Source organism: Streptomyces sp. NPDC091371 (assembly GCF_040684275.1).
GTDB lineage: Bacteria > Actinomycetota > Actinomycetes > Streptomycetales > Streptomycetaceae > Streptomyces.
In genome coordinates this window covers 81,129-94,606 of the sequence record NZ_JBFBFP010000006.1, presented here as the reverse complement: position 1 = coordinate 94,606, position 13,478 = coordinate 81,129, and the positions used below count along the sequence as shown (strand labels likewise).

Below are 13,478 nucleotides of genomic sequence, written 5' to 3'. Positions count from 1 at the left end.
GATCAGCTCCAGTAGACGAGGGGGCGCCCGTGACGGACTCCGAGGAAACAGGACAGTCCGATGCGAGTGCCACGCTCCTGACGGGACACCGCGTGGAGCCGGGTGGCATCGACGATCACCAGGTCACCGACGGCGACCGGTATCTCGCATCCGGGTGGTGGCAGCAGCGCCCGGTCCGCGCCGTACGCGCTTCCCGGCGCGCGCCAGCCTGCCAGTTGCTCCTCGTCCGGCCGCAGGTCCCACAACTGCAGTTCGCCGCCGCGCTCGGGCACCCGGAGGTAGATGTTCGCGGCGAGCTGAGCGTCCAGTTCGCCACCCAATGGGAGTCCGGGCGCGTCGCGCATCAGGCTGTCGTTGTGCGGGAGCAGTTCGCTGCCTTCCGGAAACACCCGGCAGACCCCGGCGAACATCGGCATGCCCGCGATACGTGCCCGCTCGAGCCCGTAGGAAGCGTCGAGCATCCGCCACAGCCGGTCGAGGGGCGGCTCATAGGGGGTGCAGCAGAGCCGGATCTCGTCCATGAGTTGCTCGGCCTTGCTCAGGTAGTCGAGCAACGCCTTGTCGTTGGTCGTCCCGTCGGCGTCGTGGGTCTCGTAGTGGCTCAGGCCGACACGCACGAGCTCAGGGGTGTTCCGGTAGGCGGAGAGACTCGGGTGGGCAGCAAGCCGTTCCGCCATCTGCTCCGCCGCCGCGGTGGGCACGAAGCCAGGCACCCTCACGGCCAGCGCCGTACCGTCGAGCAGAGGGGCGAGCAATCGCTCACCGGGGCTGGTCAGGGTAGCCACGACGGCGCCATCGGTCATGCCGGGCCGTCCTGACCGTCAGTGGGGCCGAGGGGCGCACGTCGCGCCAGATAGAGGCGGTCCTCCAGGACGAAACCGTCTATTCCCCGGTCGAGGACGTACGTGACGAGGTCGCTGGTCGAGTTGATGAATCCTCGCCCGGGGAGGTTGAGGGAGGTGTTGCAGAGCACTCCCGTGCCCGTCGCCTGTTTGAAGGCGCTCAGCAGAGCATGCAGTCGGGGGTTCTGGCTGGTACTCACGGTCTGGGCGCGGGCCGTGCCGTCCACGTGGGTGACGGCTCGCAGGCGCGGATCGCGGACGTTCTGGAAGTAGAGCATGTACGGGCTGGGCCCGTCCCAGTCAAAGTGCTCGCTGACGTCCTCTTCCCGGCACACCGGGGCAATGGGGCGATACGGTTCCCTGAGCTTGATGTGGTTGAGCCGGTCACGCATGCCCTTCTCGAAAGGCGCCGCCAGCAAGGACCGGTTGCCGAGTGCCCTGGGCCCTATCTCACACCGTCCCTGCACCCATGCGAAAACCTTCCCCGCCGCGAGCTGTGCTGCCAGCTGAGGCAAGTCCAGCGCATGCTCGTCGAAGGTGTCCCGGATCTGTGCGCGTGTGCGGTCGTGCAGAAAGTCCGGGCCTCGGTACACGTCCCAGGTGATCTTCGACTGCCCGGTGAAGTGGAGCTGGGCATCGACCGCCGTACCGATGGCCGATCCCGAGTCGTTGGGGCAGGGCGGGACGAACACCTCGGGAAAGAGACCGCAGTCGCGCCACTGACTGTTCCAGTCGCAGTTCAGGCCGCAGCCGCCGGCGATCAGCAGGGGTAGTCCACCGGTGAGTTCCCGCTCCGCGACGGCCAGGAAACGCTCGAAGATCGCCTGTGAGTGCTTCGCCGCGAGGTCCTTGAACTCCTGGCTCTCCACTCCGATGTCGTGGAAGGGCGACCAGGACAGCTTCTCCTTGGGCGCCGTGAGCAGGATGGACGGCTGGTCGAGGATGTACTCGATGAGTTCCCGCTCGGCTCGGGACACTGGAGTCGGCCGGGCGAATCCCGTCAGGGCCATCATCTTGCCGGCGTTGGAGAAACGGAAGCCGCCGTGCTGCGGAGGTGAGGAGGGGTCCGCCAGGGCGAAGACGTGCTGGTACTTGTTGCCCGGATCCTCGAGCACTGAGGAGATCCGACGGATGCGTAACTCTGGCGTGAACTCGTAGAACGAGCCGATGTTTCCTTCCCAGACCAGTGCATAGCAGCTGCGGCCGTGTTCGACATCGGACATGCCGTACGCGCTGAGCAGGTGGGACCGTTCATGGGTGGAACTGAAAGTGCGGACCGGGTGTCCGAGCATTCGACTCTCGCCGACCATGGTCGCGGAATCATCGAATCCGAAATATCCGGCGCCCAGCGGTGGTTCGGTCGAATGGAATCCCTTCACCCAACCACTGAGGCATACGACGTCGGGCGGCCCCTCCATCTGCGCCAACGCGTCCAGCATGGCTGTAGGGGATAACTCACCGTAGCGGGGAAAAGATCCCTTCTCCGCCTCATGGGAGAAGACGAGGTGCCCGTCCTCGATCAGTGCCGTCGCTCCGTCGTGCCCAGGCTTGAATGACAGAATTCGCACCGCGCCCCACCCCCGTGCGCTGCAGTGATACTGGGCGGGCAGGTTATCGAACGACGCAGTCGGGGTCAACGACCTTGATCAGAAGGGGCGTTCAGACCATCAGCCGCGTCCCGTAGGTGGTGTGCGGCTGCCCGCGCGGTACGGGGTGGGCCAGGGGGCGGCCGGGCCTTCGTAGGACTGGGCGGCTGCCGCGTGCAGGGTCCAGTGCGGGTCGTAGAGGTGGGGGCGGCCCAGTGCGCAGAGGTCGGCGCGGCCCGCCAGGAGCAGGGAGTTGACGTCGTCCCAGGAGGAGATCGCGCCGACGGCAATGACGGGGACGCCGAGGGCGTTGCGGATGCGGTCGGCGTACGGGGTCTGGTACGAGCGCCCGTACTCGGGGGTCTCGTCCGCGACCACCTGGCCGGTGGAGACGTCGATGGCGTCGGCGCCGTGTTCCGCGAAGGCGGCCGCGATCCGGACGGCCTCGTCGGGTGTGGTGCCTCCGGGCGCCCAGTCGGTGGCGGAGAGGCGGACCGTCATCGGGCGGTCCGCGGGCCAGACGGCGCGGACCTCGTCGAAGACCTCCAGCGGGAAGCGGAGGCGGTTCTCCAGCGGGCCGCCGTAGGAGTCGTCGCGGTGGTTGGTGAGCGGGGAGAGGAATCCGGAGAGCAGGTAGCCGTGGGCGCAGTGCAGTTCCAGCAGGTCGAAGCCGCTGTCCGCGGCGCGGACGGCGGCGGCCGCGAACTCGGAGCGCAGCGCCGCCAGGTCCGCCTCCGTGAGGGCGCGCGGGACGGTCGAGACGCCGGGCCGGTAGGGCAGCGCGGAGGCGGCGACCAGCGGCCAGTTGCCTTCGGGGAGGGGTTCGTCCATGCCCTCCCACATCACCCGGGTCGAGCCCTTGCGGCCCGCGTGCCCGAGCTGGACGCCGAGCGCGGTGCCGGGCGAGGAGGTGTGGACGAAGTCGGCGACGCGTTTCCAGGCGGCGGCCTGTTCCTGGGTGTAGAGGCCCGCGCAGCCGGGGGTGATCCGGCCCTCCTCGCTGACGCAGACCATCTCGGTCATCACCAGTCCCGCCCCGCCGAGGGCCCGCGCGCCGAGGTGGACGAGGTGGAAGTCCCCCGGGACTCCCTGCTCGGCCGAGTACATGTCCATCGGGGAGACGACGACCCGGTTGCGCAGGGTCAGACCGCGCAGCCGCAGCGGGGTGAACATCGGCGGGGTGGCCTCGTCCGGGCAGCCGAAGTCCCGCTCTACCGCCCGGGTGAACCTCGCGTCGCGCAGCCGCAGGTTGTCGTGGGTGACCCGGCGGCTGCGGGTGAGGAGGTTGAAGGCGAACTGCCGGGCGGGCTGGCCGACGTAGCCCGCGATCTCCTCGAACCAGCGCATGCTGGCGGCGGCCGCCCGCTGGGTGCTGGCGACGGCCGGGCGCCGTTCGGCCTCGTAGGCGGCAAGGGCGGTCGGTACATCGGGGTGTGTGCGCACCGCCTCGGCGAGTGCGAGGGCGTCTTCCACGGCGAGTTTGGTGCCGGAGCCGATGGAGAAGTGCGCGGTGTGGGCGGCGTCGCCGAGCAGGACCGCGTTGCCGTGCGACCAGCGCTCGTTGACGACGGTACGGAACCGCGTCCACGCGGAACGGTTCCCGCGCAGCGGCCGCCCCCGCAGGGCCTCGCTGAAGGTCTTGGCGCAGCGGGCGGCGGACTCGGCCTCGTCGCACAGGTCGAAGCCGGCCGCCCGCCACACCTCTTCGCGCATTTCGACGATCACCGTGGAGGAGTCCGCCGCGTAGGGGTAGGCGTGCAGCTGCATGACCCCGTGCTCGGTCTCGGCGATCTCGAAGCGGAAGGACTCGAAGGCGAAGTCCGCGGCGAGCCAGATGTACCGGCAGCGCCCGGGCGTAACGGTCGGGCGGTAGTGCGCGGCCCCGGCCTCGCGGATGGCGCTGTGCACCCCGTCGGCCGCGACCACGAGGTCGTACGAGGCGGAGAGCGCGCGGGTGTCGGGGGCCGGCGAGCGGAAGCGGAGGCGGACGCCGAGGCCCGCGCAGCGTTCGTGCAGGATCTCCAGCAGCCGGCGCCGGCCGATGGCGGCGAAGCCGTGGCCGCCGGAGGTCAGCAGTCGGCCCCGGTGCACGACGTCGACGTCGTCCCAGCGCACGAACTCCGCGCCGAGGGCGGCGTGGACGACGGTGTCCGCCCGCTCGATGCCGCCGAGGGTCTCGTCGGAGAGCACCACGCCGAAGCCGAAGGTCTCGTCGGGCGCGCCCCGTTCCCAGACCTCTACGGCGTGGCCCTGCCGGGCCAGCAGGGCGGCGGCGTACAGGCCGCCCGGTCCCCCGCCGACGACGGCGACCCGCAGGGTGCGGGCGGGCATGCGGTTACCTGCCCTTCCACTGCGGAGGCCGTTTCCCGGTGAAGGCTGCGTGGAACTCGGCGTAGTCCTGGCCGTGCATCAGCAGGGCCTGGGTGGCCGCGTCCAGCTCCACGGACGCCGCCAGCGGCATGTCGAGCTCGGCGGTGAGCAGCGCCTTGGTCTGCGCGTACGCGAGCACGGGCCCGGCGGCCAGGTGCGCGGCGAGCTCGGTGGCCCGGACGAGCGATTTGCCCTCGTCGGTGAGCTCGCTGAGCAGGCCGATCCGCTCGGCCTCGGCCGCTCGTACGGGCTCTCCGAGCATCAGCAGCCGGGTGGCGTGGCCGAGGCCGACGACGCGGGGCAGCAGGTAGGCGGCGCCCATGTCCCCGCCGGAGAGGCCGACGCGGGTGAAGAGGAAGGCGAAGCGGGCGGTGGGGTCCGCGATGCGGAAGTCGGCGGCGAGCGCGAGGACGGCTCCCGCCCCGGCTGCCACGCCGTGCACGGCGGCGATCACCGGGAAGGGGGCTTCGCGGATGGCGCGCACGACCTGGCCGGTCATCCGGTTGAAGTCGAGGAGCTGGGCGGCGTCCATGGCGAGGGTGGCGCCGATGATCTCGTCCACGTCTCCGCCGGAGCAGAAGCCGCGGCCCTCGCCGCCGAGCACGAGGGCCCGTACGGAGCGGTCGCGGGAGAGCTCGGCGAGCAGATCGCGCAGGTCGGCGTAGGCGCCGAAGGTGAGCGCGTTCAGCTTCTCGGGGCGGTCGAAGGTGACGGTGGCGACGCCGTCCTGCCGGGTCAGCCGGAGGTGGTGCCACCGTTCGGTCGCTGCTGTGGAACCGGTGAAGGGGCTCACACCATCGACGGTATCACCAGATCCTGACTACCGTCAGAGAAACGCGACAGCTTCGCCCGTCCGGGCCGCCCGGGCGCCACACGTGCCAATGGTCCAGACCTCTTGACGACCATGGTCCCTTGCGGTTCCGTCGGGGTGCCCTACAGGAAGACATTTCGCGTTCGTATCGTTGAATCCAGGATTTCCCGATACGCCCCCCTCGCCACCACCTCACGGAACGGACGGTCCTGCCTTGCCCGACGCCTCCGCCTGGCGGATCGCCCTGCCCCACACGGCGGCCGCCGTACCCATGGCCCGCACCCTCGTCCGTACCGCGCTGGCCGAGATCGACACGCCCGCCGACAGCGACACGGCGGAGCTGCTGACGGCAGAACTGGTCGCCAACGCCGTGGAGCACACGGACAGCGGCGCCCCGATCGAACTGGTCGTGGAACTGCTGGCGAACGGCTGCCAGGTCGAGGTCCACGACGGCGATCCGCAGCCCCCCGGCGACCTGACGGCCCGCCCGGACGACGCCCACCCCGACCCCTGGCAGGAGCACGGCCGCGGCCTGCTGCTGATCCGCGCCCTCAGCTCCGCCTGCGGCCACCGCCGCACCCCGCACGGCAAGGCCGTGTGGTTCACACTGCCCGCGCGGGCGTGAACGCGCACGGCCGGGTGCACAACTCCCACACCCGGCCGCACGTATGACTATGCGCCAGACTTCCCGCCCGGCTGCGCGAGCGTGGCCACGAGCACGGCCTTGATCGTGTGCAGCCGGTTCTCGGCCTCGTCGAAGACGATGGAGTGCTCCGACTCGAACACCTCGTCCGTCACTTCGAGCGAGTCCAGCCCGTGGCTCTCGTGGATCTCCCGGGCCACCTTGGTGCCGAGGTCGTGGAAGGCCGGCAGGCAGTGCATGAACTTCACGTCCGGGTTCCCGGTGGCCCGCAGCACGTCCATGGTGACGGCGTACGGGGACAGGGCCGCGATCCGCTCGTCCCAGACCTCCTTGGGCTCGCCCATCGACACCCAGATGTCCGTCACCACGAAGTCGGCCTGCGCGACCCCCTCCGCGATCTCCTCGGTCAGGGTGATCCGCGCCCCGCTCTCGGCCGCGAGCTTGCGCGCCGCGGCCACCACCGGCTCGGCCGGCCAGTAGGCCCGGGGGGCGACGATCCGTACGTCCATGCCCAGCAGCGCGCCCGTCACCAGGTACGAGTTGCCCATGTTGAAGCGGGCGTCGCCGAGGTAGGCGAAGGCGATCCGCTCCAGCGGCTTGGTGCTGTGCTCGGTCATGGTGAGGACGTCGGCCAGCATCTGGGTGGGGTGCCAGTCGTCGGTGAGGCCGTTGAAGACGGGTACGCCGGAGAAGGCGGCGAGCTCCTCCACCGTGTCCTGGCTGTCACCCCGGTACTCGATCCCGTCGAACATCCGGCCGAGCACGCGGGCGGTGTCCTTGACCGACTCCTTGTGGCCCATCTGGGAGCCGGAGGGGTCGAGGTAGGTGGTGTGCGCGCCCTGGTCGGCGGCGGCGACCTCGAAGGCGCAGCGGGTGCGCGTCGAGGTCTTCTCGAAGATCAGGGCGATGTTCCTGCCCTGGAGCTGGCGCTGCTCGATCCCGGCCTTCTTGGCCGCCTTCAGGTCGGCGGCGAGCTCGATCAGGCCGCGGAACTCGGCGGCGGTGAAGTCGAGCTCCTTGAGGAAACTGCGGCCTGTGAGGTCGGTGGCCATGGGGTCGCTCCAGCGTCACGGTGACAGGGGTGATGGAAGTCTATACGATCCTCTGCATTGATATGCGGAATGGACGTGATCGCCACCTCAGGGAGCCACCCCGGGCCGACCCGCCTCAGGCCACCGCGTCGCGTTCCACCGGGCAGCTCATGCAGCGGGGCCCGCCGCGGCCCCGGCCCAGCTCGCTGCCCGGGATCTCGATGACCTCGATGCCCTCCTTGCGCAGGTGGGTGTTGGTCGTCACGTTCCGCTCGTACGCGACCACCACCCCCGGCTCCACGGCCAGCACGTTGCACCCGTCGTCCCACTGCTCGCGCTCCGCCGAGTGCACGTCCTGCGTCGCGGTCAGCACCCGGATCGAGTCCAGGCCGAGCGCCGCCGCGATCGCCCGGTGCATCTGCTCCGCCGGATGGTCGGTCACCTTCAGCTCGCCCGGGCCGTCGCCCGGCTCGATCGTGTAGGAGCGGAGCATGCCGAGCCCCGCGTACTGGGTGAACGTATCTCCGTCGACCATGGTCATCACGGTGTCCAGGTGCATGAAGGCCCGCCGCTTCGGCATGTCCAGGGCCACGATGCTGCGCGCCGAGCCGGCGGCGAACAGGCCCCGTGCCAGCATCTCCACCGCCTGCGGAGTGGTCCGCTCGCTCATGCCGATCAGCACCGCGCCGTTTCCGATGACCAGCACGTCGCCGCCCTCGATGGTCGAGGGGTAGTCCGCCTGCCCCTGCGACCAGTAGTGGAAGGCCCCGGAGGAGGTGAAGAGGGGGTGGTGCCGGTAGATCGCCTCGAAGTGGACGGTCTCGCGCTGCCGGGCCGGCCAGCGCATGGCGTTGATGGACACCCCGTCGTAGATCCAGGCGGAGGTGTCCCGGGTGAACAGGTGGTTGGGCAGCGGCCCGAGCAGGAAGCCGTCCAGGTCAAGGGCGTGGAACCGCACCGACACCGGTTCGGCGTGCCGCTCCAGGTACTCGCGCTTGGTCATCCCGCCGACCAGCGCCTCCGCCAGCTCGGCCGAGGGCAGCCCGTCGAAGACCGACCGCAGGTGATCGGTGGCGAGCGGCCCGTACTCCTTCTCGTCGAAGACCCGGTCCAGTACGAGGTGCCGCGCCTCCGGGATGTCGAGCGCCTCGACCAGCAGGTCACCGAAGAGGTGGACCGCCACCCCCCGGTCGCGCAGCACGTCCGCGAAGCCGTCGTGCTCCTGGCGGGCCCGGCGCACCCACAGCACGTCGTCGAAGAGGAGTGCGTCCTTGTTGCTCGGTGTGAGCCGCTTCAGCTCCAGGTCGGGCCGGTGGAGGATGACGCGGCGGAGCCGCCCGGTCTCGGAGTCGACATGGAATCCCATGCCGTACACGTTCCCAGAACGGGCGGCTTTTCGACCTGGCGTCGGCTCAGCCGGGAGTGGAGAGGCCGAGAAGCGCCGTCGGCGCGCCGACGAGCTCCGGGGCGACCACCCCGAGCTTGGGGAGGGTGACGTCCGGCAGACCGTAGTTGGCGGCGTTCGGCATCGTCAGCGGGGAGCCGAGGACCGCGCCGGGGGTGTGGGCGCGCATGTCCGTGTCCGGGGACGTCAGGGAGCCCTCGCCGTCCGTCGCCGGGTCGCCCAGCACGTTCGGCACCGGCGTGCTGACCAGGGTCCGGCCGAGTTCGGTGCTCAGCGGGACCGTCGGGAGCAGCGGGGTCGGAAGCATGTCCCCCACGTGGTGGACCGGCGTCTCGGGCGCTCCGACGACCGGCACCGGCACGCCGGTGGCCACGCGCGGGGTGGGCACGCCCAGCGTGGTCTCCACGGCGTCCAGGGGGACACCGACCGGCACCGAGTCGGCCGCGGCCGGGGTGGCAGCGCCGGCCGCGGCCATACAGGTCATGAGTGCCGCAATGCTTCCGCGCGCGGTCATCTTCATAGGTGACGTTCCGTCCTTCCAGGGTCGCGGACATTCCGCTGCCCTGGATGAACGATCCCGCCGGGCGGTTTCCCGGCGTTCGGGGCGAAAGTTCCCCCATACGACCTAAAGAGCGGCCGCCCGGGGGCGGTGGCTTGACGCCCCGGGCGGCCGTGCGGCACGTGCGACCGGCCTCAGAGCCGGGGGTCGACCGGCTCCGACTCCAGGGCGAGCACCGCGAAGACGGCCTCGTGGACCCGCCACAGCGGCTCCTCCGCGGCCAGCCGGTCCAGCGCCTCCAGCCCGAGCGCGTACTCGCGCAGGGCCAGGGAGCGCTTGTGCCCGAGGAAGCGCTGGCGCAGCCGCTCCAGGTGGTCCGGACGCGTGTACTCCGGGCCGTAGATGATCCGCAGGTACTCTCGCCCGCGCACCTTGACCCCGGGCTGGACCAGTCGGCCCTTGCCGTCCCGGGCGTACGCCTGGAGCGGCTTGACGACCATGCCCTCGCCGCCGGCGGCCGTCAGTTCCAGCCACCAGTCGGTGCCGGCCCGGACGGAGTCCTCGTCCGCGGGGTCCACGAGGATCCGGCCGGTGCGCCGCAGCAGCCCGGTGCCCGCCGCCTCGTCCGCCGCGACCAGCCGGTCCAGCCAGAACAGCTGCTCGTCGTGGGGCACGGCGGCCAGCGAACGCCCGGCCGCCGCCAGCAGCTGGAACGGCGCGAACCGGACGCCGTCCAGCCCGTCGGTGGTCCAGCAGTAGCGCCGGTACGCCTCGGTGAACGCGGCCGCGTCGGCGGCCCGGCCCCGCTGGCGCTCCAGCAGCTCGCCGGTGTCGATGCCCCGGGCGGCGGCCGCCTCCAGGGCTGCGAGCGCCCCGGGGAAGACGGCGCCGGAGGCCGCGCCCACGGCGGCGTACTGGTTGCGCAGCAGGCCGGTGGACTTCAGCGACCAGGGCAGCAGTTCCCCGTCGATCAGCAGCCAGTCCGTGCCGAGCTCCTCCCAGAGGCCGGCGTCGGTGACGGCCGAGCGGAGCCGGTTCAGGACCTCCTCGGTGACCGCGGGGTCCTTGAAGAACGGCCGCCCGGTGCGGGTGTAGACGGAGCCGGTGGGCCCGTCCACGCCGAAGCGCGTCCGGGCCGCGTCCGCGTCCTTGCAGACCAGGACGGTGGCGCGGGAGCCCATGTGCTTCTCCTCGCACACGACCTGGGCGATGCCGTCCTTGCGGTACTGGGCGAAGGCCTCGGCCGGGTGCTCGAGGTAGCCGTCCTCCCGCGAGGTCTCGGTCGGCGCCATGGTCGGCGGCAGGTACGGGACCAGCCGCGGGTCGACCGCGAAGCGGCTCATGACCTCCAGGGCGGCGGCCGCGTTCTCCTCGCGCACGTTGACGTTGCCCAGGTGGCGGGTCTCGACGACCCGGCGCCCGTGGACGTCGGCCAGGTCGAGCGGGCGACCGTCGTGCCCGCCGGGTGCCTCGGCGGCGAGCGGCTTGACCGGCTCGTACCAGACCTTCTCGGCCGGTACGTCGACCAGTTCGCGCTCGGGCCAGCGCAGGGCGGTCATCTTCCCGCCGAAGACGGCTCCGGTGTCCAGGCAGATGGTGTTGTTGATCCACGCGGTGTTCGGGACCGGCGTGTGGCCGTAGACGACGACCGCCTTGCCGCGGTAGTCCTCGGCCCACGGGTAGCGCACGGGCAGGCCGAACTCGTCGGTCTCGCCGGTGGTGTCCCCGTACAGGGCGTGCGAGCGGACCCGGCCGGAGGTGCGGCCGTGGTACTTCTCGGGCAGGCCGGCGTGGCAGACGACCAGCTTGCCGCCGTCGAGCACGTAGTGGCTGACGAGGCCGCGGATGAACTCCCGCACCTCCGCCACGAACTCCTCCGGCTCCTTCTCCAGCTGCTCGATGGTCTCGGCGAGCCCGTGGGTCCGCTGGACCTTGGAACCCTTGAGGTAGCGGCCGAGCTTGTTCTCGTGGTTCCCGGGCACGCACAGGGCGTTGCCGGACTTCACCATGCCCATGACGCGGCGCAGGACGCCCGGGCTGTCGGGGCCGCGGTCGACGAGGTCGCCGACGAACACGGCGGTGCGGCCGTCGGGGTGGGCGCCGTCCTCGTAGCCGAGCTTGGCGAGCAGGGTCTCCAGCTCGGAGGAACAGCCGTGGATATCACCGATGATGTCGAAGGGGCCGGTGAGGTGGGTGAGGTCGTTGAAGCGCTTCTCCAGCACCACCTCGGCGCTCTCCACCTCCTCGACGGAGCGCAGCACGTGCACCTTGCGGAAACCCTCGCGCTCCAGACCGCGCAGGGAACGCCGCAGGTCGCGGCGGTGGCGCTGGATGACGGCACGGGGCAGTCCGGCCCGGTCGGGGCGGGCCGCGTTGCGCTCGGCGCAGACCTCTTCGGGCATGTCGAGCACGATGGCGATGGGCAGCACGTCGTGCTCGCGGGCGAGCTGGACCAGGCCGCGGCGGGCGTCGGCCTGGACGCTGGTCGCGTCGACGACGGTGAGCCGGCCCGCGGCCAGCCTCTTGCCGGCGATGAAGTGCAGGACCTCGAAGGCGTCCCGGCTGACGCTCTGGTCGTTCTCGTCGTCGGAGACGAGGCCCCGGCAGTAGTCGGAGGAGATGACCTCGGTCGGCTTGAAGTGCCGGCGGGCGAAGGTGGACTTGCCCGATCCGGTGGCCCCGATCAGGACGACGAGGGCCAGGTCGGTGACGGGAAGTACCCGGTGCTTCTTGGTCTCGGTCGCGGTCTCGGTCTCACTGGTCATGCTGCCTCGCCCTCCTTCGGGGTCTCGGTGGTGTCGGTGGCGGTGTCGGTGTCGTTCTTCGTGAAGACGGCCATCTGCGTCGGCGGCCCGACCTCGGGGTCGTCGTCGCCGACGGGGACGAACTCGACGCCGTAGCCGTGCCGGTCCGCGACGCCGCCGGCCCAGGCGCGGAACTCCTCGCGGGTCCACTCGAAGCGGTGGTCGCCGTGGCGGACGTGCCCGGCGGGCAGGGTCTCCCAGCGGACGTTGTACTCGACGTTCGGGGTGGTGACGAGCACGGTACGGGGGCGGGCCGCACCGAACACCGCGTACTCCAGGGCGGGCAGCCGCTCCTCGTCCAGGTGCTCGATGACCTCGCTCAGCACGGCCGCGTCGTAGCCTGCCAGCCGCTTGTCGGTGTAGGCGAGCGAGCCCTGCAGGAGGCGTACGCGGGAGCTCTGCCGCTCCCCCAGCCGCTCCAGGCGCAGCCGCTTGGCCGCCAGGTTCAGCGCCCGCACGGACACGTCCATCCCGACGATCTCGGTGAACGCCACCTCCTTCAGGAGCGCCTGCACCAGCTGCCCCTGCCCGCAGCCGAGGTCGAGGACGCGTGCCGCACCCGCGGCACGCAGCGCGGCGAGGATCGCCTCGCGCCGCTGCACGGCGAGCGGCACCGGCCGCTCCTCCGTGTCCCGGGCCTCGTCGACGGCGTTGTCGATCTCCTCGACCTCGCTGCCGTCGGCCTCGGCGAGGCGGACCAGTTCCAGGCGCTCCAGGGCGTCCTGGGTCAGCCGCTTGTGGCGGGCCAGGTAGCGGGAGCTGATCAGCCCGTTCTCGGGGTGCGCGGCGAGCCAGCCGTCTCCGGCGCGCAGCAGCTTGTCGACCTCGTCGGGAGCGATCCAGTAGTGCTTGGCGTCGTCGAGGACGGGCAGCAGCACGTACAGCTGCCGCAGCGCGTCCGCGAGCCGGAGCTCCCCTTCGAGCACCAGCCGCACGTACCGGGAGTCCCCCCACTCGGGGAACCGCTCGTCGAGCGGTACGGGCTCCACGTCCACGAGGTCCCAGCCCAGCGGGTCGAACAGCCGGTGCACGAGCGCGGCCCCGCCGCGTGCGGGCAGCACGGGAATCTCCACCCGCAGCGCCCTCCGCTCCTCGGGCAGCTCCGGCCGTGCGGCGCACTGACCCTTCAGCGCGCTGCGGAACACCCCGCTGAGCGCGACGGCGAGCAGCGAGGAGGCGGCGTACGGCCGGTCGTTGACGTACTGGGCGAGCGCCGCGTCGGGAGCCCCGCCCCGCCCCTTGCCCTGCCCACGCCGCACGAGCGCGACGGGATCCACCTCCAGCAGCAGCGCCGCCGTGCACCGCTCGGCCGTGGCCTCGGGGTAGAACACGTGGGCGTTGCCGTGGGAGGTGGAGAACGCCTGCGTCTTGCCGGGATGCTTGTGCAGCAGGAAGCCCAGATCGGTCGCGGGTCGTTCAGGGGAGCCGGTGGTGGAGATCGTCAGGAACACACGACCGATTGTTGCTGGTCACGGGGGTCGGCCGCG

10 protein-coding genes are annotated in these 13,478 nt (G+C 71.2%); 1 reads left to right on the top strand and 9 read right to left on the bottom strand.

From position 1 onward, the window contains the following. Positions 1-2: 2 nt before the first annotated feature. From AB0O21_RS09940 to AB0O21_RS09925, 4 genes are all read right to left on the bottom strand, one after another. On the bottom strand, positions 3-803 hold the full coding sequence (locus AB0O21_RS09940; protein ID WP_365168531.1) for a 2OG-Fe(II) oxygenase: 801 nt from the start codon (positions 801-803) through the stop codon (positions 3-5). Then, positions 800-2,281: a carbamoyltransferase C-terminal domain-containing protein gene (locus tag AB0O21_RS09935; RefSeq protein WP_365168525.1), complete on the bottom strand. Its 1,482-nt coding sequence runs from the start codon at positions 2,279-2,281 to the stop codon at positions 800-802. Before AB0O21_RS09935 ends, AB0O21_RS09940 begins: the two co-directional genes overlap by 4 nt. A gap of 228 nt (positions 2,282-2,509) precedes the next feature. Next, positions 2,510-4,759 carry a bifunctional salicylyl-CoA 5-hydroxylase/oxidoreductase gene (locus AB0O21_RS09930; RefSeq protein ID WP_365168522.1) on the bottom strand — a complete coding sequence of 750 codons (2,250 nt, stop codon included), beginning with the start codon at positions 4,757-4,759 and terminating at the stop codon, positions 2,510-2,512. Between the two features lie 4 nt (positions 4,760-4,763). Further along, the gene (locus AB0O21_RS09925) at positions 4,764-5,591 is read right to left on the bottom strand and encodes an enoyl-CoA hydratase family protein (RefSeq protein ID WP_365168520.1); all 828 of its coding nucleotides are present in this window, start codon (positions 5,589-5,591) and stop codon (positions 4,764-4,766) included. 232 nt (positions 5,592-5,823) lie between these two features. Between AB0O21_RS09925 and AB0O21_RS09920 the strand changes: the two genes are divergently transcribed. Continuing rightward, on the top strand, positions 5,824-6,234 hold the full coding sequence (locus tag AB0O21_RS09920) for an ATP-binding protein (RefSeq protein ID WP_365168517.1): 411 nt from the start codon (positions 5,824-5,826) through the stop codon (positions 6,232-6,234). Positions 6,235-6,281: 47 nt separating this feature from the next. On the opposite strand, the gene argF is transcribed toward AB0O21_RS09920, so the two are convergent. The 5 genes from argF to AB0O21_RS09895 form a co-directional block, all read right to left on the bottom strand. Beyond that, positions 6,282-7,304 (bottom strand): ornithine carbamoyltransferase, encoded by a 1,023-nt coding sequence (gene argF, locus AB0O21_RS09915; RefSeq protein WP_365168514.1) that lies wholly within the window; start codon positions 7,302-7,304, stop codon positions 6,282-6,284. Positions 7,305-7,419: 115 nt separating this feature from the next. After that, positions 7,420-8,649 (bottom strand): arginine deiminase, encoded by a 1,230-nt coding sequence (locus AB0O21_RS09910; RefSeq protein ID WP_365168512.1) that lies wholly within the window; start codon positions 8,647-8,649, stop codon positions 7,420-7,422. A gap of 46 nt (positions 8,650-8,695) precedes the next feature. Beyond that, positions 8,696-9,172 carry a hypothetical protein gene (locus tag AB0O21_RS09905; protein ID WP_365168509.1) on the bottom strand — a complete coding sequence of 159 codons (477 nt, stop codon included), beginning with the start codon at positions 9,170-9,172 and terminating at the stop codon, positions 8,696-8,698. A 209-nt stretch (positions 9,173-9,381) separates the two neighbouring features. Then, a complete protein-coding gene (locus AB0O21_RS09900) occupies positions 9,382-11,952 on the bottom strand; it encodes a polynucleotide kinase-phosphatase (protein WP_365168506.1) in 2,571 nt (856 codons plus the stop codon). Next, positions 11,949-13,442 (bottom strand): 3' terminal RNA ribose 2'-O-methyltransferase Hen1, encoded by a 1,494-nt coding sequence (locus tag AB0O21_RS09895; RefSeq protein ID WP_365168504.1) that lies wholly within the window; start codon positions 13,440-13,442, stop codon positions 11,949-11,951. The genes AB0O21_RS09900 and AB0O21_RS09895 overlap by 4 nt, the downstream gene beginning before the upstream one ends. Positions 13,443-13,478 lie beyond the last annotated feature (36 nt).

Bases quoted from the DNA above. Each gene is read 5' to 3' on its own strand.
- AB0O21_RS09900 (WP_365168506.1), bottom strand. From the start codon at position 11,952: ATGACCAGTGAGACCGAGACCGCGACCGAGACCAAGAAGCACCGGGTA.
- AB0O21_RS09930 (WP_365168522.1), bottom strand. From the start codon at position 4,759: ATGCCCGCCCGCACCCTGCGGGTCGCCGTCGTCGGCGGGGGACCGGGC.
- AB0O21_RS09940 (WP_365168531.1), bottom strand. From the start codon at position 803: ATGACCGATGGCGCCGTCGTGGCTACCCTGACCAGCCCCGGTGAGCGA.
- AB0O21_RS09905 (WP_365168509.1), bottom strand. From the start codon at position 9,172: ATGACCTGTATGGCCGCGGCCGGCGCTGCCACCCCGGCCGCGGCCGAC.
- AB0O21_RS09910 (WP_365168512.1), bottom strand. From the start codon at position 8,649: ATGGGATTCCATGTCGACTCCGAGACCGGGCGGCTCCGCCGCGTCATC.
- argF (WP_365168514.1), bottom strand. From the start codon at position 7,304: ATGGCCACCGACCTCACAGGCCGCAGTTTCCTCAAGGAGCTCGACTTC.
- AB0O21_RS09935 (WP_365168525.1), bottom strand. From the start codon at position 2,281: ATGCTGGACGCGTTGGCGCAGATGGAGGGGCCGCCCGACGTCGTATGC.